This window comes from Pseudomonas sp. FW507-12TSA (assembly GCF_058781435.1).
On the sequence record NZ_JBYSWT010000003.1, the window covers coordinates 46,237 to 67,219 of the forward strand.

The window sequence follows — 20,983 nt, forward strand, 5'->3', positions numbered from 1 at the left end:
TCGATATGCGCTGGGTGTGCATCCTGTTCCCGCAATTGGCGCTGGACGCGGTACTGCGCCAGCGCGCCGAGCCCCAGGCGCCGCTGGCACTGCTCAGCGGCAGCCCGCAACGCCGAGTGATCCAGGCGGTGAACGACGCCGCCCGCGAGCTGGGGTTGCGTCCCGGGCAATCGCTGACGGCCGCCCAGGCCCTGGCCCAGGATTTCGCCTGTGCCGAGTACGACCCCCAGCAGATCGATCACTGGCAACAGTTCCTTGCCGCCTGGGCCTATGGCTTCAGCTCCCAGGTCAGCGTGGCCTATCCGCGCACCCTGGTGCTGGAAATCGAATCGAGCCTGGGCCTGTTCGGGCCCTGGCCACAGTTGCAGGCTCGCCTGCGCCAGGAACTGCAGGCATTGGGCTTTCGCCATCGCATCGTCGCCGCGCCGAACCCGGCGGCGGCCCGGATCCTGGCCAATGCCTACGATGGCCTGGCGGTGGCCGGCGAGCAGGACCTGCACCAGGCCCTGGGGCCGATGCCCATCGAGCGCCTGGGGTTGGCAGCAGAGCAGGCCACGGCCTTGTCGCGCATGGGCGTGCGCAGCTTCGCCCAGCTCCGGCAGTTGCCGCGCCAGAGCCTGGCCCGGCGCTTCGACGCCAGCTTGCTCAAGCAAATCGATACCCTGCTTGGCGAACGTGCGCTGGGGCTGGCCTTCTACCAGCCGCCGGATCGTTTCGACCTGCGCATCGAGCTGAACTTCGATGTGCAGTCCCACCAGGCGCTGCTGTTTCCCCTGCGTCGCCTGACCGCCGACCTGGCGGCCTTTCTCTGTGGTCGCGACAGTGGCGTGCAGCGCTTCGTCTTGCACCTGGAGCACGCCGAAGGTGCTAACACCCTGGTCCCGGTAGGGCTGCTGGGTGCCGAGCGCGACCCGGCGATGCTCTTCGAACTGGCCCGCGGACGCCTGGAGCAGATCCAGGTGCCCGCTGCGGTGCGCAACCTGCGCCTGGTGGCCGAGGACTTGCCACTGTTCGTGCCCCGGCATACGGAGCTGTTCGAGGAGCGGCCACAGCAGAACCTGCCCTGGGAGCAATTGCGCGAACGGCTGCGGGCGCGCCTGGGGGACGATGCGGTACAGGGCCTGAGCTATCGCGCCGACCACCGCCCGGAGCTCAGTTGGCAGCCCCAGGCCGACCCACGGCCGTGTCCGGCCAACCCGGGCTTGCGCCGCCCAGGCTGGCTGCTGAGCGAACCCCAGCCACTGGGCGAAGGTTCGGTGCAGATCGTCATGGGCCCGGAGCGCATTGAATCCGGTTGGTGGGACGGTGCCGATGTGCGCCGCGACTATTACCTGGTCCAGACTCGCGCCGGCCAGCAGGGCTGGGCTTATCGCCAGGTAGGCGACCCCGGGCCGCTGTTGCTGCAAGGCTGGTTCGCATGAGCGGCTACGCCGAGCTGCATTGCCTGTCCAATTTCAGCTTCCAGCGTGGCGCCTCCAGTGCCCGGGAGTTGTTCGAGCGCGGCCAGGCCCTGGGCTACCAGGCCCTGGCGATCACCGACGAATGCACCCTGGCCGGTATCGTGCGGGCCTGGCAGGCCGCCCGCGAGACTGGCTTGAAGCTGATCGTCGGCAGTGAAATGCAGGTCGAGGAGGGCCCGCGCCTGGTGCTGCTGGTGCAAGAGCTGGCCGGTTACCAGGCCCTGTGCCGGCTGATCACCCAGGCCCGGCGCCGGGCCGAGAAGGGGTGTTATCGCCTGTTGCGGGAGGATTTCGCCGAGCCCTTGCCCGGGTTGCTGGCGTTGTGGCTGGTCGATGAGAAAGGCGATGAGAAGGACGACCCCGATGCGGCGTCCTGGTTGCGCCAGGTGTTCCCCGAGCGGCTGTGGCTGGCGGTGGAACTGCATTGCGGCCAGGACGATGCCCGTCAGTTGCAGCAACGCTTGGCCCTGGCCCGGCAACTGCGCCTGCCAGCGGTGGCCTGCGGTGATGTGCACATGCATGTGCGTGGACGCCGGGCCCTGCAGGACACCATGACCGCGATCCGCCACCACCTGCCGGTGGCCGAGGCCGGGCAGCGCCTGTTCGCCAATGGCGAGCGCCACCTGCGGCCGCTGCCGGTACTGCAAGGCCTGTACCCCCAGGCGTTGCTCGATGAGTCGCTGGTGATTGCCGAGCGCTGCCACTTCGACCTCGGCCAGTTGCGCTACCAGTACCCTCGGGAGCTGGTGCCCGAGGGCCACGATGCCGGTTCCTGGCTGCGGGTCCTGGTCCGCGAGGGAATTGCCCGGCGCTGGCCCACCGGAGCCCGGTCCGGGGTGCTGGCGCAGATCGAGAACGAGTTGCAGGTGATCGGCGAGCTGGGCTACGAGAGCTACTTCCTCACGGTGCATGACATCGTCGCGTTCGCCCGCGAGCGGCACATTCTCTGCCAGGGCCGCGGCTCGGCGGCCAACTCGGTGGTGTGTTTCGTCCTGGGCATCACCGCGATCGACCCGGATCGCTCGGTGATGCTGTTCGAGCGGTTCCTGTCCAAGGAGCGCAACGAGCCGCCGGACATCGACGTCGATTTCGAGCATGAGCGCCGCGAAGAGGTGCTGCAGTACGTGTTCCGGCGCTATGGCCGGCATCGTGCGGCGTTGACGGCGGTGGTCAGCACCTATCACGGCGCCGGGGCGGTGCGCGACGTGGCCAAGGCCCTGGGCCTGCCGCCGGACCAGGTCAATGCCCTGGCCGCCTGCTGTGGCCGCTGGAGCGATAGCGCGCCTGATCTCGAACGCCTGCGCGAAGCCGGTTTCGACCCCGAGAACCCGCTGCTGCGCCGGGTCCTGAGCCTGACCGGGCAGTTGATCGGCTTTCCCCGGCACCTGTCCCAGCACCCCGGTGGCTTCGTGATTTCCGAGCAGCCCCTGGACAGCCTGGTGCCGGTGGAGAACGCCAGCATGGCCGAGCGCACGGTGATCCAGTGGGACAAGGACGACCTGGACATGGTCGGCCTGCTCAAGGTGGACATCCTCGCCCTGGGCATGCTCAGCGCCATCCGCCGCTGTTTCGACCTGATCCATGGCTACCGTGGCCAGCGCTATAGCCTCACCAGCATTCCCAGCGAAGACCCGGCGACCTACGCGATGATCGGCCGGGCCGATACCATCGGCGTGTTCCAGATCGAGTCGCGGGCGCAGATGTCGATGCTGCCCCGGCTCAAGCCGAAGAAGTTCTACGACCTGGTGATCGAGGTGGCCATCGTCCGCCCCGGGCCGATCCAGGGCGGCATGGTCCATCCTTACCTGCGCCGGCGCGATAAGAAGGAACCGGTGACCTATCCCTCGCCAGCACTGCAAGAGGTGCTGGTGCGTACCCTGGGGGTGCCGCTGTTCCAGGAACAGGTGATGCAGATCGCGGTGGTGGCGGCCGACTACACCCCGGGCGAGGCCGACCAGCTGCGTCGTTCCATGGCGGCGTGGAAGCGCCATGGCGGGCTGGAGCCCCATCGCCAGCGCTTGCTCGATGGCATGAAGGGCAGGGGCTACAGCGAGGAATTCGCGGCGCAGATCTTCGAGCAGATCAAGGGCTTTGGCAGCTATGGTTTTCCCGAGTCCCATGCCGCCAGTTTCGCCCTGCTGACCTATGCCAGCTGCTGGCTCAAGTGCCATGAGCCGGCGGCCTTCGCCTGCGCCCTGATCAACAGCTGGCCCATGGGCTTCTACAGTCCGGACCAGATCCTCCAGGATGCCCGCCGCCATGGCCTGGAGATCCGCCCGGTGGATATTCGCACCAGCAGCTGGGATTGCAGCCTGGAGCCGGTCCACCGCTCCGGGCGTGATGAGCAGGGCGCCAGTGCTGGGGCGGCAGGCGCTGCGCAGGACTGTGTACCTGGCCAGCCGGCCCTGCGCCTGGGGCTGCGGATGATCAAGGGTTTTCGCCAGGACGACGCCTTGCGTATCGAGCAGGCTCGGGGCCAGCGGGCCTTTGTCGACGTCGCCGACCTGGGGGAGCGGGCCCGGCTCGATCTGCGGGCCCAGGAATTGCTGGCCGATGCCGGGGCCCTGCAGGGCCTGGCCGGTAATAGGTTCCAGGCCCGCTGGCAGGTGGCCGGGGTGCAGCAGCAGTTGGGGCTGTTCGCCGGCTTGCCAGGCCAGGAGGAGGCGCCGGTGAACCTGCCCCGGCCCAGTGTCGGCGAAGACTTGTATGCCGATTACCTCAGCCTGGGCACCACCCTGGGGCCGCATCCCCTGGCCTTGCTCCGGCCGCAGCTCGCGGCTCGGCGCTGCCGCAGCTCCCGGGACTTGCAGGGGCTGGAGCATGGGCGGGCGGTGAGCGTGGCCGGGCTGGTCACTGGGCGCCAACGCCCGGGCACCGCCAGCGGGGTGACCTTCGTCACCCTGGAGGACGAGTTCGGCAATCTCAACGTAGTGGTCTGGCGCGATCTGGCTGAACGCCAGCGCCGGGTGCTGGTGGGCGCGCAGTTGCTGCGGGTCGACGGCACCCTGGAGACCGAGGGCGAGGTACGTCACCTGGTGGCCGGACGCTTGAGCGACCTGACCCCGCTGCTGGCCGGGATCAAGGTGCCCAGCCGGGATTTTCGGTGAACGATCAATGGCTTGCCTGGATGCCTGGAAATGCTCTGCCAATTCATTGGCGCCAAGGCTTTTTTATTCCTTTTCGCGATGATAGCGCTTTGGCATAATCGCCGCCGGTGACGCCCCCCGCGTCAAGATCCAGAACATCCGAACCGTCTTTTTCGAACCCGTGCCTCTACGGATTCGCGGTGGTTGGTGGGTGCAAGAGCAGTTGGATACTCAAAAAGGAACATAGAGTGAGAGTGATCTCGAAGTTGATGTTGTCGGGCGCTGCAGTGGCGGTGCTGGCAGGTATGAGCGGTTGTGCCACGGAAAGCTCCCGGGCCTTGCCGGTGGAAAAGGTCCAGAGCGCCAGCCAGGCCTGGAGTGGCACCCGGGTGCCGATGGCGGTGGGCAAGTTCGATAACCGCTCCAGCTACATGCGCGGGATTTTCTCCGATGGTGTCGACCGTCTCGGCGGCCAGGCCAAGACCATCCTCATCACTCACTTGCAGCAGACCAACCGCTTCAACGTGCTGGATCGCGACAACATGGGCGAGATCCAGCAGGAAGCGGCGATCAAGGGCCAGGCACAGAAGCTCAAGGGCGCGGATTTCGTGGTGACCGGCGACGTCACCGAGTTCGGCCGCAAGGAAACCGGCGATCACCAGCTGTTCGGCATTCTCGGCCGTGGCAAGACCCAGGTGGCCTACGCCAAGGTGGCCTTGAACATCGTCAATATCAGCACCTCCGAAGTGGTCTATTCCACCCAGGGCGCCGGCGAATACGCCTTGTCCAACCGTGAAGTGATCGGCTTCGGCGGCACGGCCTCCTACGACTCGACCCTCAACGGCAAGGTCCTGGACCTGGCCATGCGCGAGGCGGTCAACCGCATGGTCGAGGCCATCGACGCCGGTGCCTGGAAACCAGGTCGCTGATCACCACTGCCAACAGGGAAAGTGCACATATGTTCAAGATCATGATGGCCCGGCCAGCGCTGGCCGCTGTCGTGCTGGGCAGCGTATTGCTGGCCGGCTGCAGCGGGCCGAAGACGCTGTACCAGTGGGAAAGCTACCAGTCCCAGACCTACGAGTATTTCAAGGGCGAGGGCGCCCGCGAGGCCCAGGTCGAGGCGCTGGAGCGCGACCTGCAGAAAATCAAGTCCACCGGCAAGGCGGTGCCGCCGGGTTACCACGCACACCTGGGCATGCTCTACGCCGGCCTGGGCAAGGATGACCAGATGGTGCAGCAGTTCAACACCGAGAAGGCGCTGTTTCCGGAGTCGGCGAAGTACATGGACTTCCTGCTCAAGAACGCCAAGCAGGGGGCCGCGCAATGAACCTGTCGACCCTGCGCAACCTCCTGGGCCTGCTGGCGGTCAGCCTGCTGGTGGGCTGCGCCGCCCCCAAGACCGTGGACTACGCGGCCTACAAACAAGCCAGGCCGAAGTCGATCCTGGTGCTGCCGCCACTCAACGAGTCGCCGGACGTCAAGGCCACCTACAGCATGCTGTCCCAGGTGACGTTGCCGTTGGCCGAAGCCGGTTACTACGTGATGCCGATCGCGGTGGTGGACGAAACCTTCCGTCATAACGGCCTGACCAACCCGGCGGATATCCATGGCCTGCCGCCCACCAAGCTCAACGAAATCTTCGGCGCCGATGCCGGCCTGTACATCACCGTCAAGGAGTACGGCACCAGCTACATGCTGATCAGCAGCGAGACCGCGGTGACCGCCAGCGCCACCCTGGTCGACCTCAAGACCGGCACCACCCTCTGGACCGGCAGCGCCCGGGCCTCGAGCGAGGAAGGCAACAACAACAGCGGGGGCCTGGTGGGCATGTTGATCACCGCCGCGGTGAAGCAGATCGTCAACACCTCCACCGACGCCGGACATCCGATCGCCGGTGTCACCAGCCAGCGCCTGCTGTCGGCCGGGCAACACAACGGCCTGCTGTACGGTCCGCATTCGCCGAAATACGGCACCGACTGATCCACCCGGGGCGGGCAATCCGCCCCTGCCGGGCGGCGCCGCGAGCGTCCGCCTGGACTGGTCGGCATCGCCTATCCTGTCTGTTCAGTCTTGCCGGGTGTGCAGGTCCAGGTGAAATCTGGAAACCATTGCCCTGGCCGGGCCTCCAAGACTCGAGGGCGGTGTGCAGCCCTTTGCCAATCCATGCCGTGCCACGTTCTTCAAAGAGTCCGTTCATGCCGTTCTTATCCGATCATCACGGGTGCCAGGGCTGGAGAGGCGAGATGGCCAGTCGCATCCGCGCCTTCGACTGGTCCCTGACCAGCCTCGGCCCGTTGCAGCACTGGAGCCACAGCCTGCGCAGCACGGTGCAACTGATGCTCGGTTCGCCTGTGCCGATGGTGATGCTCTGGGGCCCCCTGGGCTACATGATCTACAACGACGCCTATGCGGTTTTCGCCGGCGGACGCCACCCCTACCTGCTCGGGTGCGCGGTGGAGCGCGGCTGGCCGGAGGTGGCCGAGTTCAATCGCGGGGTGATGAACACCTGCCTGAGCGGCGGCAACCTGACCTACCACAACAAGGAACTGGTGCTGCTGCGCAACGGGGCGCCGGAGAGTGTCTGGCTGGACCTCTACTACAGCCCGGTGGCCGATGATGACCAGGCCCCGGCGGGGGTCATTGCCATCGTCGTGGAAACCACCGCCCATGTGATTTCCGAGCAGCGCCGACAGGCTGCCGAGGCGGCCTACCGCGCCGAGAACGAGCGAGTCCAGCTGGCCTTGAATGCCGGGGCGTTGCTCGGTTCCTTCGTGTGGGACATCCAGCACGACCGGTTTTCCAGCGACGAGCGTTTTGCCCGGACTTTTTCCTACCCGGTCGGGCAAGCCCTGGACGATCTGCCGATCGCCATCGCCGAGAGCCGCATCCATCCCGATGACCTGCCACGCATTCGCGAACTGGTGGACTACAGCCTGACCCATGGCGGCGCGTACAACGCGGAATATCGGATACGTCGCGTCGACGATAGCTACAGCTGGGTGTTGGCCTGCGGTCGTTGCGAGCTCGACGACCAGGGCCGGGCCCTGCGCTTTCCCGGGGTGCTGATCGATATCCAGGAGCGCAAGCTCGCCGAAGACGCGTTGCGCCAGTTGACCCGCGACCTGGAGCGGCGGGTGCTCAGGGAGGTCGACGCGCGGCTGAGCGCCGAGGAGCGCCTGCGCCAGGCACAGAAGCTCGAAGCCATCGGCGGTCTCACCGGTGGCGTGGCCCATGACTTCAACAACCTGTTGCAGGTGATCTCCGGCAACCTGCACCTGCTGGCCCGCCACGAGCCGGACAACGCCAATGTGCAACGACGGACCGGGGCCGCGCTGGCAGCGGTGGAGCGTGGAGCCAAGTTGTCGGCGCAGCTCCTGGCCTTCGCCCGGCGCCAGCCGTTGTCGCCCGCGGTCTACGATCCGCGCCACCTGTATGAAGACCTGGGCGAACTGTTGCAGCGGGCCCTGGGGGAAACCATCAGCCTCGACGTACAACTGCCCGAGGACCCCTGGTGCATCCATGTCGACCGCAACCAGTTGGAGAATGCTGTGCTCAACCTGTTGCTCAATGCCCGGGACGCCATGGGCGGTGAGGGTACGATCCAGATCCGCGCCGAGAACCTGGTGCTGGAGCGCGAGCAGTGCCGGGACAAGGACATCGAGCCCGGCCAGTACCTGTGCCTGACCGTGGCCGACAGTGGCAGGGGGATGTCGGCCAAGGTGCTGGAGCAGGCCTTCGAGCCGTTCTTCACTACCAAGAGCGATAGCCACGGCACCGGCCTGGGGTTGAGCATGGTGTTCGGTTTCGTCAAGCAGAGCGGCGGCCATGTGGAGATCTTCAGCAGCCCCGAGCAGGGGACCCGGGTGCGGATGTATTTCGCCCGTTGTGCGGGGCAGGAGGCGCCCGCTGTGCGCAAGCCCCATAGCCATGGCGCGGGCGGCCAGGAGAGCATCCTGGTGGTGGAGGACAACGCCGATGTGCGCAGCGCCGCGGTGGAGATGCTCAGGCTCGAGGGGTATCGGGTCAGTACCGCGGCCAGCGGCGATGCCGCCATGCAGATGTTGCTGGAGGGGCTCAAGGTGGACCTGATCTTCACCGACGTGGTGATGCCCGGCCTGATCAAGAGCATCGACCTTGCCACCTGGGCCAAGACCCAGGTCCCGCCGATCGCCGTGCTGTTCACTTCCGGGCACACCCGCGACGTGATCTCGCCGGACCATTTGCTCAGCCCGAGTACCTACCTGTTGAGCAAGCCCTACGGACCCGAGGAGTTGACCGCCATGGTGCGCTCGCTGCTTGAGACTTGACGGCGCCAGTGTGACGTCCCGCACGGAAATCCGGCATGGCGACGACAAGTTGGCGTCAAGCCTCTATTCTGTGCCGAATTGAATGAACTTGTACTGTTTGGCCGATGACCAAGGACAGGGGGCACCGACCGCCTGATCCCACAATAACAATGCTTGTCTTGCGCGGTTTTTTCCTTTCAACCTCTTTGGATCCTCTGCCCGTGATCTCTACCCTCGAACTGCGCAGAATCATCGAAACCAGCTTCCTGCCCCTGCACTGCCAGTGCACCATCGGCCACGACGGCGCCATGACCGTGCGTATCTGCGATCCGGATTCTGGCCGCGTCGACCTGTTCGTGACCGGCATCTCCACTCGTTCCCTGACCAGCTCCCGGGCCATCTGCGAGCTGATCGCCGAACTGCGCTACGACCTGCGGCACACCGGGCTGTCGGCGGAGCAGGGAGCCCGGCAACCGCAACGGCGCTGAGTAGCCGCTGGCCACCGGGCTTGCCCTGGGCCCTGGGGGGTATGTGATGATCGGTGGTCGCGCTCCTCGCATTTCATGATTCCCCAGACAAGGCAGGTCCATGACTTCTTCGTCCGATCGTTCCGCTGATTCTCCGGACAGCACCACAGCAACCCACAGTTCCGGATTCGTGCGGGTGCGTGGTGCCCGCGAGCACAACCTGCGCAACGTCGACGTCGACATTCCCCGGGATGCGCTGGTGGTGTTCAGCGGCGTGTCCGGTTCGGGCAAGTCGTCCCTGGCGTTCTCGACCCTGTATGCCGAGGCCCAGCGACGCTATTTCGAATCGGTGGCGCCCTATGCGCGGCGTTTGATCGACCAGGTCGGGGTGCCGGACGTGGACCGCATCGACGGCCTGCCCCCGGCGGTAGCCCTGCAACAACAGCGCGGCAGCCCCAGTACGCGGTCCTCGGTGGGCAGCGTGACCACCTTGTCCAGCCTGGTACGCATGTTGTACTCCCGGGCCGGCAGCTACCCGCCCGGGCAAGCGATGCTGTATGCCGAGGACTTCTCGCCCAACACCCCCCAGGGCGCCTGCCCGCAATGCCACGGCCTGGGCCGGGTGTACGAGGTGGACGAGGCGAGCATGGTCCCCGACCCATCGCTGACCATCCGCCAGCGCGCGGTGGCTTCCTGGCCCCTGGCTTGGCAGAGGCAGAACCTGCGGGACATCCTGGTGACCCTGGGCTACGACGTGGACATTCCCTGGCGCGACCTGCCCAGGGAGCAGCGCGACTGGATCCTGTTCACCGAAGACACGCCGACGGTGCCGGTGTATGCCGGGCTCACCCCGGAACAGACCCGCCAGGCCCTGGCGCGCCAGCAGGAGCCCAGCTACATGGGCACTTTCAGCGGCGCCCGGCGCTATGTGCTGCACACCTTCACCCATACCCAGAGCGCCTTGATGAAAAAGCGCGTGGCGCAGTTCATGCGCGGCAGCCAGTGCCCCTTGTGCGACGGCAAGCGGCTCAAGCGCGAGGCGCTCGCGGTAACTTTCGCCGGGCTGGATATCGGCGAGCTGGCGCGCATGCCGCTGCTGCAACTGGCCGAGGTGCTTGCGCCGGTGGCCGCCGGCACGCAGGTAGCGCAGGACACGGCGCAGCTGTCGCCGGAGAAGCGCCTGGCGGCGCAGCGCATCGCCCAGGATCTGCTGGAACGGGTCGCTACCCTGGTGGACCTGGGGCTGGGCTACCTGGCGTTGGAGCGCAGCACGCCGACCCTGTCCCCGGGCGAGTTGCAGCGCTTGCGCCTGGCGACCCAGCTGGGCTCGCAGCTGTTCGGGGTGATCTATGTGCTGGACGAGCCCTCCGCGGGCCTGCATCCAGCGGATGCCGAGGCCCTGTTCGCGGCCTTGCAGCGCCTCAAGGCCGCGGGCAACTCATTGTTCGTGGTGGAGCACGACCTGCAGACCATGCGCCGGGCCGACTGGCTGGTGGATGTCGGGCCGGCGGCCGGCGAGCGCGGTGGCCAGGTGCTGTACAGCGGGCCACCGGCGGGGCTGGCGACCATCGAGGCTTCGCAAACCCGGCCCTACCTGTTCGCCGGGCAGGCCCCGGTGGCGCATACCCCGCGCCAGCCCCGGGACTGGTTGCGCCTGGCCGGCATCACCCGCAATAACCTCAGGGACCTGGACGTCGAGTTTCCCCTGGGCTGCTTCACCGCCGTGACCGGGGTTTCCGGTTCCGGCAAGTCGAGCCTGGTCAGCCAGGCGCTGCTGGAACTGGTCGGCGCCCACCTGGGCAAGATGCCTGCCGCTGAGGAGGCCGCGCAGCTGGACCTGGAGGACGAGGTTCCCGTTGCCAGCGGCGGGCGGGTGGTGGCGGGCATGGAGCGGGTCAAGCGCCTGGTGCAGGTGGACCAGAAGCCCATCGGGCGTACTCCGCGTTCCAACCTGGCGACCTACACCGGCTTGTTCGACCAGGTGCGCAAGCTGTTCGCCGCTACCCCCGAGGCCCGGGCCCGGGGTTATGACGCCGGGCAGTTTTCCTTCAACGTCGCCAAGGGCCGTTGCCCGGCCTGCGAGGGCGAGGGTTTCGTCAGCGTCGAGCTGCTGTTCATGCCCAGCGTCTTCGCGCCATGCCCGACCTGCCATGGCGCGCGTTATCACCCGCAGACCCTGGAAGTGACCTGGCAGGGCCTGAACATCGCGCAGGTCCTGCAATTGAACGTCGAGCAGGCCTTGCCGGTCTTCGCCGAGCAGCCGGCGATCCTGCGGGCCCTGCAGGTGCTGAGCGACATCGGCCTGGACTACTTGCGCCTGGGCCAGCCGGCCACCGAGCTATCCGGTGGCGAGGCGCAGCGCATCAAGCTGGCCACCGAACTGCAACGCAATGCCCGTGGCGCCACCCTCTATGTGCTGGACGAGCCCACCACGGGCCTGCATCCCAGGGACGTGGACCGGCTGCTGGAGCAGTTGGACAAGCTGGTGGCCGCAGGACACAGCGTGGTGGTGGTCGAGCATGAAATGCGCGTGGTGGCGAGGGCCGACTGGGTCATCGATATCGGCCCGGGCGCGGGCGACCAGGGTGGTCGCCTGGTAGCCTGCGGCACTGCGCAGCAGGTGGCCAGGCAGGGTGAAAGCCGTACCGCGCCGTTCCTGGCGGCGGCCCTGGGCGGGAATTGATCCAGGGCAGCCGACGGCGACGAACGGTTACCGCTGGTCTGATTGGCGGTCGACAGACCCGGGGAGCCAAGGCCATGCTGATGGCTGGCAGGGGCGTGAGGACGCCCCTGCTGCCGATCAACCACGGAGGTGTTCCATGCCGGTGACCCACGATCTTTACCAGGACCTGAGCTGCAGCAAAGAAGACATTCAACAGCGTCGGGCCAAGGATCCCCACCTCAATGCACTGTTCGACAAGTACAACAGTATCGACGACCAGGTGCTCAAGGCCGAAGCAGCGGCCGCCGCAGACGATGAAGTAAGGAAGCTCAAGGAAAAACGCCTGCTGATCAAGGATGAGATCTCCCAGAAACTCACCGCCCGTTCCTGACCTCCCGCCCCTGGCGCCTGTGGTTCGACCACAGGCCGCCGATAACCGACCTGCATTTCCTTGTATCCCTGCGGCAACGGCGAGAGGGCCCCTGCCTGCAGCCGCCGAGCCTGCGGGGCCGGGCCAAGGCCTGCAGGACCTTCAGCGACCCGCAGTTCAGCGCGTCCGGCTGGCCGTGCACAACCTGCGGCAGCGACCCCAAGTGGCGGCCCCAGGCCTCAGTACTCCAACGCTTGCTGCAATGGCAAGCGCGCCATGTGCCGGGCACTCAAGGAGCCCAGGTACAACGCATCGCCGTACTCGCGCACCGTGGTAATCGGCGAATAGTTGCCGCTGCTGCCATCCTGCAGGTTGGCGATCACCCGGCCCTGGGTGTCCAGGCCCAGCACGAAGCCGCGCTTTTCCACCGGCTTGGGCAATACCTGCATGGCCCGCACCAGCATCTTGCGCACGAAAGGGTAGGCGGCGGTGCCGTCCAGCAGGGCATTGCGCGGCGCATACAGGGCCACCCAGAAACGATCACGGCCATTGAAACTGAGGTTGTCCGGCAGCCCCGGCAGGTTATCGATGAACAGGTCGTGCTGGCCGGTCTTGTCGCCCTTGAGCCAGTAGCGGCTGATGCGGTAGGCGCCGGTCTCGTTGACCAGGACGAAGGCCTCGTCCGGGCCCAGGGCGATGCCATTGGCGAACTCCAGGCCGTCGAGCAGGACCTCGGTCCGGCCACTCTGGAAGTCGTAGCGCAACAGGCGGCCATCGCCACCGTGTTCGATCACCGCCTCGCCGTCGTGGCCATAACCCCAACGGCTGCTGGCGTCGCTGAAATAGGCGTAGCGACCGGCGGCATCCACCGCGACATCGTCGGTGAAGCCGAATTTCAGGCCATTGGCCGTGTCGCTCAAGACCTGGATCTGGCCCTGTCCGTCCAGGGCCAGCAGGCCCTTGATGGCGTCAGCGATGATCAGGCGGCCGTCCGGATGCCGGGCCAGGCCCAGGGGCCGGCCACCGGTATTGGCCAGTACCTTGAGGGCCGTGCCGTCGAGGCTGGTCTGGATCACCCGGCCATCATGCAGGCCGGTGAGCAAATGGTCGTTTTCCAGCAGTAGCGCCTCGGGACCGGCAATATCCCGGGCACCGACCGCCTGCACGGCCTTGAGCTTCTGGTTCTCGGCGTAAGGGCCCTGGCTCATCGATGGCGCAGGCGAGGGCTGCCAGGCCACTGGCTGGACCTTGGTCGGCGCCAGCAGCAGGAAGGCCAGGATGGCGATTACCAGCAGCAGGATGATCCGGCCGAGGCCGAAGCGGCGAGGGGCGATCTGGTTCATGCAGTGACTCCTGTCGGTGTGCGGTTCAGGACGGGCTGGCAGCCGGCGCGGCGGGCTGCGCTGCGATGGTTTGCTGGGCCATCTTGCACAATGCCTGCATCGAGGCCGCGGACTCCCGTTCTATCCGTCGTTTGAATAGCAAGCGATTACCCAGGCGCATCAGCAGGTTGTCGAAACCATATTCCAGGGTGCGCACGAAACGGGTGTGTCCGCCTGCCAGGGGCTGGCATTGGTAGGTGACCTGCAACCATAGACCATGATCGCCCCGGGCCGTGGCGCGCCAGCGCTGCCCCGGCAGGTACTCCTCGACCCGCCAGCTCAGGTGGCCGCTGCGCCCGCCGGCGTGGATGTCTTCCTCGAAGCCCTGGCCGCCGGCCAGGGGGCCGGCGTCGCCCTCGACCCGCAGCGAGGAGGGATGCCATTGCGGCCAGCACCTTGGGCTGGCGGCATAGGCCAGGGTGCTGGCGCTGCTGCGGGGGATGTCGACCTGATGCTGCATGCGGGTCAGGGGCGTGGACCTGGTCACGCAGTGGGACTGTGCCGGGGTTTGCTCCGGCTGCCAGTACAGGGTGCCGAACAGCCAGTCCATCAAGGGCAGGACGATATTGAAGTTGCGTTCCTGCATCAGCTCGCGGCGGTGATGCAGTTCGTGCAGGCGCCGCATCTGGCGGATCCAGGGCAGGCGCGCCAGGGGATGGCCGGCCGGCAAGTGTTCGCAGGCATGGAAGATCTCGTAGGCCAGGTAGCCGATCAGCGTGCAGCTGGCGAACAAGGCCGCGACATTGGCGTTCCACAGGCGCAGCAGCCCCCACAGGGGCAGGGCGAACAGCAGGCTGTGGAGCACGATCAGCCAGGCCGGGAACAGGATTACCCGCCAATCCCGCAAGCCTTCGTAGGCCATCAGCCCCGGGGTGAAGAAACTGTGGTGATCGCCGGTATGCCGGGCGTAGAACAGGCGTCCCAGGCGCCGCTTGTGGTGCCCCAGCCAACGGTGCACCACATAGATGCACAGGTTGAAGAACAGCAGCGCCAGCGGTATCGCCAGCCATTCCAGCGGCTGTACCCGGTTAAGGGTGCTCCACAGCAGGCCGATGCACAGCAGGCCGTAGGCCAGGACGAAGCCGCCGTGCAGCCATGGGTTGTAGCGCGGGCTGACCGCGGCCCGGTATTGCTGGCGAAAGTGCTGGGTGGTGTCGCGCATGGCGCTGCTCCCGTTGTTGTTTTTATTGACTGCAGCCTAGCTCCGGGAGAATTATCCAGCCAATGGATAGTAGGAATGAGCATTATTCATGAAACTGAATATCCAGCGCCTGGACCTCAATCTGCTGCGGGTGTTCGATGCCTTGATGCAGGAGCAGAACCTGTCCCGGGCCGCCTTGCGGCTCAATCTCAGCCAGCCGGCGGTGAGCAATGCCCTGGCGCGCCTGCGCCGGCACCTGGACGAGCCGTTGTTCGTCCGCACGGCCCGGGGCATGCAACCGACTTCTCGGGCCCAGGGCCTGCATGTGCTGGTGCGCCAGGCCCTGCATCTGCTGCAACAGGGCCTGGACCCGGCTGCCGAGTTCGATCCTGCGGCGGCCGACCAGTTGTTCACCCTGTCGATGAACGACTACGCCCAGGCTCGCTTGTTGCCGGCGCTATCGCGGCACTTGCAGGAGATGGCGCCGCGGGTACGGCTGGCGGTGCGCAGCGACAGCGCCGACTCGCTGGCGGCCTGGCTCAGTGCGGGCATGCTCGACCTGGCGGTGGACTACCTGTATTTCGACAACCCGGACCTGTGCTACCAGCCATTGCTGGAGGAGCAGTTGGTGGTGATCGGTCGCGTCGGCCATCCGGCCTTCGTTCCCGAGCTGGACCTGGCGGCCTACCAGGGTGGCCAGCATGTGGCGATTCCCGATCGTGGCGGGCGTGGTTCGCCGCTGGAGATCGTGCTGGGCTCGGCGCGGGTCAGGCGCCAGGTGCAGCTGTTCGTACCCAACTACCTGAGCATCCCGCTGATCGTGGCGCAATCCGATCTTCTGGGCACGGTGCCACGGCACCTGGCGGAACATTTCGCCGCGTTGCTGCCGATCCGCATCGCCAGCTTGCCGTTGCTGGCAGCACCGGTGCAGGTCAGCCTGATCTGGCACCGCCAGCAGCAACATGCGCCGGGGCTGCAATGGTTGCGTGGCGAGATCGGGGCTCTGGCGAGCCAGGGGCCTGGCAGCTAGCGTCGCCCTCTACGGGGCTTGTCTGTGTAGTCCAGGCCAGAGATTTTTCCTACTTCTATTCAGGATGTATCTTGAATTCAGCTCGAGGGCGCTTTGGCTAGCATGGGTTTTTACCCGGAGCCGCAGTCCATGAAGACCCTGAACGTATTGCTGTTGTGTTCGAACACCTTCAGGGCCCGGCGCTTTGCCCGGATACTCGACAGCCCCGCCTTCGTGCAGATCCAGGTGGTCTGTAGCGACGACGATTGGACCTGCTTTCCCCCTTGTACGCAGGCCCCGGACCTGGTGATCTGCGACTCCCTGCCAGCCACTAGCGCTATCCATTACCTACGTCGGCTCTGCGAGTACTACCCATTCTTCTTGATGGTCGCGAGCACTAACCTGGAGACCTCGATCCGCTGGGGCCTGGCGAATTTGCTTGAGTATTCGGGCAAGCACGACCTGGGCAGTTTCGATGAGCCGGAGGCCTCCCAGCTTGGCGAGTTGTTGCTCAAGGCCCTGGCTCTCAAGTCCAGGAGGACCGGCCAGGACCACTGGCAGTTGGCGCCGGGCGAGCCGCTCACGCAAGAGCAGGCGCTGCTGGCCCTGGAACAACGACAGATCGTGGCTTTTTTCCAGCCCCAGGTGTGCCTCAAGACCCAACGCATCATCGGGGCCGAGACCCTGGTGCGCTGGCTGCATCCGAGCCGGGGCGTGTTGGGGCCTGGTGCTTTTCTCGCTCTGTTCGAGCGACCTGAGCAACAGCGCCGGCTGTTCCATGGCCTGTTGCAACAGGGCCTGGACTTGCAACGCCGGTTGCCGGCTGGCCATGGGGCTGGGCTGGTGTTTTCCTACAACCTGGAGGCCAGCCAGTTACGCGAGCCAGGACTTGCCCCGCAGATTCTGCAGCGGATCGAGGCCACCGCGGTGCCGGCCAGCCAGGTGACCCTGGAGATTACCGAGCGCGAGGCCCTGGTCCTGGATATGCCGAGCATCGAGAACATCAGCCTCCTGGTGAGAAACGGGGTACGCCTGTCCCTCGATGACTTTGGCTGCGGGTATTCCTCGCTGACCCGCCTGGCGGACATTCCCTTCAGCCAGGTCAAGCTTGATGCAGGGCTCATCGGCAATGCCCTGGAGCCCAAGCAAAGCCTGATCATCGAGGCCGTGGTCAGGCTGGCCCGGTCCCTCGAGCTGGAACTGGTGGCCGAAGGTGTCGAGACTCCACAGCAGCGGACACACTTGCGGCGTCTGGGGGTTGGTGCGGCCCAGGGCTACCTGTTCCACAAACCCATGGATGGCGCCAGCCTGCTGCGCTTGCTGGCCATGGAGGATACGGCCCCTCGGGCATTGCACCAGGAGCCGCCAGGGCCAGGCGGCTTGCTCAAGGCGCCTTGAGCATCACATAGGCTTCGCCGCCACGCCGATCGTGCATCAACAGGAATACCTTGCCGTCGATGGTGAGCTTGGCGGGCAGGGTCTGTGCCACCGGCGTGCTGGAGAACTTGCCGGCAACGCTGAGGAATTGCCGGGTCAGGGAGCTGTCGTTCTGGCTCGGGGTGGTGACGGCGCATTCCTGGTTGGCCCGCACCTGGACCCCAAGGCTCTGATCCTGGTTCATGCCCATCCTGGCGAACCCCGCGTCGTTCAACTCCCCGATACCATGCTCGCGAGCTGCAGTGGCGGCGCCGTTGAAGGACGGTGCGGATTTCAGGCAGATATCGCGAAAGGCCAGGATCCCGGCGGAGGTGACCGTGGGTTCGCTTTCGATTTCGCGGGTCACGCTGGTACAAGCGCCGAGCAGGCTGGCGGCGAGCGTGATGAACAGGGCGGTGCGGGGTAGGGGGAGCATGGGTGATCCTTGGGCGGGCAAGCGGGTTTGTGTAGCAGCGTAGGCATGCGAGCCCCACAGATCAATGCCGAACTTCCTGCCCGTAGCCGCTGTCGAGCCTGCGCCGGGGCGCGTTGCGGCCGCAAGGTTGCGTGGCGCAGTGCATCGGGCCCGTCACTGGTGCTCAGTCGAAGCCGATGCTGGTGCTGTGGCGGGTCTCGCGGTCGTGCAACTGGTCGATATCGGTTTCGTAGGTGCATTGCCCGCTGCACTTGTATTCGTAGCTCACCGAAGGTTTGACCGACAGCTTGAGGCCTGGAACGGTCGGTTCCGGTGCCTGGGGCCGGGCGTTGGGAGCCGCCAGTGGCGGTTCGGGATACTTGAGGTCGAGCCCTTGGGACTGGGCCGGGACAGCCAGCGCCGCCAACAACAGTCCCGGGAAAAACGCTTTGCGACTGAACATCATCGATTTCGCACTGCCATAAAAGGGGTTGCCGATTATAACGAAGCAGACGCCGGGCAATTAACCGCTTCGCTCCGGATTCGAACATGAAGGCTTTGTCACCGGCCCTGGGCGCGTCTGCTTCTACACTGCCATGGGTTCCCGTGGCCAAGGACATTCCCCATGCCGGCAAGATCCCCGAGCAGCATCCTCGACACCCCCGAAGGCCAGCGCCTGCACGGACCGGACGCCGAACACTGGCGCCAGTGGGGGCCCTACCTGAGCGAGCGGCAATGGGGCACGGTCCGCGAGGACTACAGCGCCGACGGCGAAGCCTGGAGGTATTTCCCCCATGACCACGCCCGCAGCCGCGCCTATCGCTGGGGCGAGGATGGCCTGGCCGGGTTCTCCGACAAGGACCAGTATTGGTGCCTGGGGCTGGCGTTGTGGAACGAGCACGATGCGATTCTCAAGGAACGCCTGTTCGGCCTGGACAATGCCGAGGGCAACCATGGCGAGGACGTCAAGGAGCTGTACTTCTACCTCGACGGCGTGCCTAGCCACGCCTACATGCGCATGCTCTACAAGTATCCCCAGGGAGCCTTTCCCTATGCCGACCTGGTGGCGGAGAACGCCCGCCGTGGCCTGGAGGATGCCGAGTACGAAATCCTCGACACCGGGATCTTCGAGGACGACCGCTACTTCGACGTGACGGTGGAGTACGCCAAGCACAGTGCCGACGACCTGTTGATGCGGGTCACGGTGCTTAACCGCTACCACCAGCCGGCGCGCCTGCGGGTCTTGCCCCAGGTCTGGGCGCGCAACACCTGGAGCTGGGGTGGTGGCCAGCCCCGGCCGAGCCTGCGCCTGGAGGGTGAGCGACTGCTGGCCCGGCATCCCAAGCTGCCCGAGCGTGAGGTCAGCGCCTGGGGAGCCGAGCCCTGCCAGTGGTTGTTCTGCCACAACCAGAGCAATTTCCAGCGGCTCGAGGGCCTGGCCTGCCCGGGGCCGTTCAAGGATGGGATCAACGATTACCTGGTGCACGGCCAGGCCACGGCGGTGACCTTCGACTCCGGCTCCAAGGCCGCCGCGCATTTCGCCCTGGAACTGGCCGGCGGCCAGAGCCGTAGCCTGTACCTGCGCTTCGCCCCGGCGGGCAGCGGGCCGGTCAATGCCCGTCGCCTGTTCGAGCAGCGCCGCGCCGAGGCCGACCAGTTCTACGGGGCCTTGCAGCAGCGCATCACCGACGCCGATGCGCGCAATGTGCAGCGCCAGGCCCTGGCCGGGCTGCTGTGGTCCAAGCAGCTGTACTACTTCGACGTCAACCAGTGGCTCGACGGCGACCCCGGGCAACCGGCGCCGCCCGAATCGCGCCAGCACTTGCGCAATAGCCATTGGCGACACCTGTCCAACTGCGACATCGTCAGCATGCCCGACACCTGGGAATACCCCTGGTACGCGTCCTGGGACCTGGGCTTGCAGGCGGTGGCGTTCGCCCTGATCGACCCGGGGTTCGCCAAGCAGCAACTGCTGTTGCTGGTCAAGGACCGCTTCATGCACCCCAATGGGCAGTTGCCGGCTTACGAATGGCGTTTCGACGACGCCAACCCGCCGGTGCATGCCTGGGCCTGCTGGCGGGTCTACCAGCAGGAGAAGGCCCTCACGGGCGAGGGCGACATGGACTTTCTCGAACGGGTCCTGCACAAGCTGCTGCTGAACTTCTCCTGGTGGGTCAATCGCAAGGATTCGGAGGGCCGCAATCTGTTCCAGGGTGGTTTTCTCGGCCTGGACAACATCGCCCTGTTCGATCGTTCCGCGCCCTTGCCGCCGGGGTACAGCCTGGACCAGGCCGACGGCACCGCCTGGGTCGCGGCCTATGCCCTGGACCTGATGCGCATCGCCCTGGAACTGGCCCGGCGCAACCCGGTATACGTGGATATCGCGGTGAAGTTCTTCGAGCATTTCCTGTACATCGCCGGGGCCATCAACCGGGTGGACGACAGCGCCGAGGGCCTGTGGGACGAACAGGACCAGTTCTTCTACGACGTGCTGCAACGTCCCGACGGCCGCAGCGAGCCGCTGCGCCTGCGCTCCATCGTCGGCCTGCTGCCGTTGTTCGCGGTGCAGGTGCTGGAACAGCACGAACATGAATGCCTGCCGGGGCTGGCCCAGCGCCTGCTGGGCTTTTTGCACCATCGGCCGGACCTGGCCAACCTGGTGTCGCGCTGGTACGAGCCGGGCAAGGGCAACCGCCTGCTGCTGGCCTTGCTGCGTGGGGAACGAACCAAGGATTTGCTCAAGCGCATGCTCGACGAGAACGAGTTCCTCTCGGAGTTCGGGATTCGTTCGCTGTCCAGGGTCTTCGAGCAGCCATTCGCCCTGCAGGTCGACGGCAAGCAGCTGTGCGCCCGTTACGAGCCGGCCGAGTCCGGTTCGCGCCTGTATGGCGGCAACTCCAATTGGCGCGGGCCGCTGTGGATGCCGATCAATTACTTGCTGATCGAATCCCTGCGCGAATTCCATCGCTACTACGACGTCAACTTCTCGGTGGAATATCCCCGGGGCTCGGGTTACCTGGCGTCACTGCAAGAGGTGGCCGACAGCCTGGGCCAGCGCCTGACCCGGTTGTTTCTCCTGGATGAAGACGGGCGGCGGCCGTCCATGAGCGGCTACCCGCAGTTGCAGGCCGATGCCCGGGATCGTGACCTGGTGCTGTTCCATGAGTACTTTCATGGCGACAACGGACGCGGGCTGGGGGCCAGCCACCAGACCGGCTGGACCGCATTGGTGGCGCTGCTGTTGCAGCCGGGGGCCTGAAGTCGCCGCCCGGCAAGCCGGGCGACG

Annotated in this window: 16 protein-coding genes; 12 read left to right on the forward strand and 4 right to left on the reverse strand. The window is 66.1% G+C overall.

What is annotated here, in order from left to right; translation table 11 throughout:
* Positions 1–5: 5 nt before the first annotated feature.
* The 9 genes from AC3WK8_RS03930 (at position 6) to AC3WK8_RS03970 (ending at position 12,355) form a co-directional block, all read left to right on the forward strand.
* On the forward strand, positions 6–1,421 hold the full coding sequence (locus AC3WK8_RS03930; protein ID WP_103324459.1) for a Y-family DNA polymerase: 1,416 nt from the start codon (positions 6–8) through the stop codon (positions 1,419–1,421).
* A complete protein-coding gene (locus AC3WK8_RS03935) occupies positions 1,418–4,567 on the forward strand; it encodes an error-prone DNA polymerase (protein ID WP_103324460.1) in 3,150 nt (1,049 codons plus the stop codon). The genes AC3WK8_RS03930 and AC3WK8_RS03935 overlap by 4 nt, the downstream gene beginning before the upstream one ends.
* Positions 4,568–4,815: 248 nt before the next feature.
* Positions 4,816–5,475 (forward strand): CsgG/HfaB family protein, encoded by a 660-nt coding sequence (locus AC3WK8_RS03940; RefSeq protein WP_152899490.1) that lies wholly within the window; start codon positions 4,816–4,818, stop codon positions 5,473–5,475.
* Positions 5,476–5,504: 29 nt separating this feature from the next.
* On the forward strand, positions 5,505–5,876 hold the full coding sequence (locus AC3WK8_RS03945; protein WP_022639433.1) for a DUF4810 domain-containing protein: 372 nt from the start codon (positions 5,505–5,507) through the stop codon (positions 5,874–5,876).
* Positions 5,873–6,529, forward strand: a complete 657-nt coding sequence (locus tag AC3WK8_RS03950) for a DUF799 domain-containing protein (RefSeq protein ID WP_085597900.1) — start codon at positions 5,873–5,875, stop codon at positions 6,527–6,529. Before AC3WK8_RS03945 ends, AC3WK8_RS03950 begins: the two co-directional genes overlap by 4 nt.
* A gap of 215 nt (positions 6,530–6,744) precedes the next feature.
* Complete coding sequence (locus AC3WK8_RS03955) at positions 6,745–8,856, forward strand: hybrid sensor histidine kinase/response regulator (protein WP_103324461.1); 2,112 nt, start codon at positions 6,745–6,747, stop codon at positions 8,854–8,856.
* A gap of 200 nt (positions 8,857–9,056) precedes the next feature.
* Positions 9,057–9,323 carry a DUF1652 domain-containing protein gene (locus AC3WK8_RS03960; RefSeq protein ID WP_085597902.1) on the forward strand — a complete coding sequence of 89 codons (267 nt, stop codon included), beginning with the start codon at positions 9,057–9,059 and terminating at the stop codon, positions 9,321–9,323.
* Positions 9,324–9,423: 100 nt separating this feature from the next.
* Positions 9,424–11,985 carry an excinuclease ABC subunit UvrA gene (locus AC3WK8_RS03965; RefSeq protein ID WP_103324462.1) on the forward strand — a complete coding sequence of 854 codons (2,562 nt, stop codon included), beginning with the start codon at positions 9,424–9,426 and terminating at the stop codon, positions 11,983–11,985.
* A gap of 136 nt (positions 11,986–12,121) precedes the next feature.
* A complete protein-coding gene (locus AC3WK8_RS03970; protein WP_022639428.1) occupies positions 12,122–12,355 on the forward strand; it encodes a DUF465 domain-containing protein in 234 nt (77 codons plus the stop codon).
* Between the two features lie 218 nt (positions 12,356–12,573).
* Here AC3WK8_RS03970 and AC3WK8_RS03975 read toward each other — a convergent pair whose 3' ends face one another.
* Together AC3WK8_RS03975 and AC3WK8_RS03980 are read right to left on the reverse strand one after the other, a co-directional pair.
* Positions 12,574–13,677, reverse strand: coding sequence for an SMP-30/gluconolactonase/LRE family protein (locus tag AC3WK8_RS03975; protein ID WP_103324463.1), 1,104 nt, complete (start codon positions 13,675–13,677; stop codon positions 12,574–12,576).
* A 25-nt stretch (positions 13,678–13,702) separates the two neighbouring features.
* The gene (locus AC3WK8_RS03980) at positions 13,703–14,878 is read right to left on the reverse strand and encodes an SRPBCC family protein (RefSeq protein ID WP_103324464.1); all 1,176 of its coding nucleotides are present in this window, start codon (positions 14,876–14,878) and stop codon (positions 13,703–13,705) included.
* Positions 14,879–14,966: 88 nt separating this feature from the next.
* Here AC3WK8_RS03980 and bsrA point away from each other — a divergent pair, with 88 nt between their 5' ends.
* Both bsrA and AC3WK8_RS03990 read left to right on the forward strand, forming a co-directional pair.
* Complete coding sequence (gene bsrA / locus AC3WK8_RS03985) at positions 14,967–15,887, forward strand: LysR family transcriptional regulator BsrA (RefSeq protein WP_103324465.1); 921 nt, start codon at positions 14,967–14,969, stop codon at positions 15,885–15,887.
* A gap of 129 nt (positions 15,888–16,016) precedes the next feature.
* Positions 16,017–17,264, forward strand: a complete 1,248-nt coding sequence (locus tag AC3WK8_RS03990; RefSeq protein ID WP_103324577.1) for an EAL domain-containing protein — start codon at positions 16,017–16,019, stop codon at positions 17,262–17,264.
* Here the strand turns inward: AC3WK8_RS03990 and AC3WK8_RS03995 are convergent.
* Both AC3WK8_RS03995 and AC3WK8_RS04000 read right to left on the reverse strand, forming a co-directional pair.
* Positions 17,251–17,718 carry a hypothetical protein gene (locus AC3WK8_RS03995; RefSeq protein ID WP_085597907.1) on the reverse strand — a complete coding sequence of 156 codons (468 nt, stop codon included), beginning with the start codon at positions 17,716–17,718 and terminating at the stop codon, positions 17,251–17,253. The two genes, AC3WK8_RS03990 and AC3WK8_RS03995, sit on opposite strands and share 14 nt — an antisense overlap.
* Positions 17,719–17,881: 163 nt before the next feature.
* Positions 17,882–18,160, reverse strand: coding sequence for a hypothetical protein (locus tag AC3WK8_RS04000; protein WP_178088001.1), 279 nt, complete (start codon positions 18,158–18,160; stop codon positions 17,882–17,884).
* Positions 18,161–18,322: 162 nt separating this feature from the next.
* Here AC3WK8_RS04000 and AC3WK8_RS04005 point away from each other — a divergent pair, with 162 nt between their 5' ends.
* The gene (locus tag AC3WK8_RS04005; RefSeq protein WP_103324467.1) at positions 18,323–20,956 is read left to right on the forward strand and encodes an MGH1-like glycoside hydrolase domain-containing protein; all 2,634 of its coding nucleotides are present in this window, start codon (positions 18,323–18,325) and stop codon (positions 20,954–20,956) included.
* Positions 20,957–20,983: the final 27 nt, after the last annotated feature.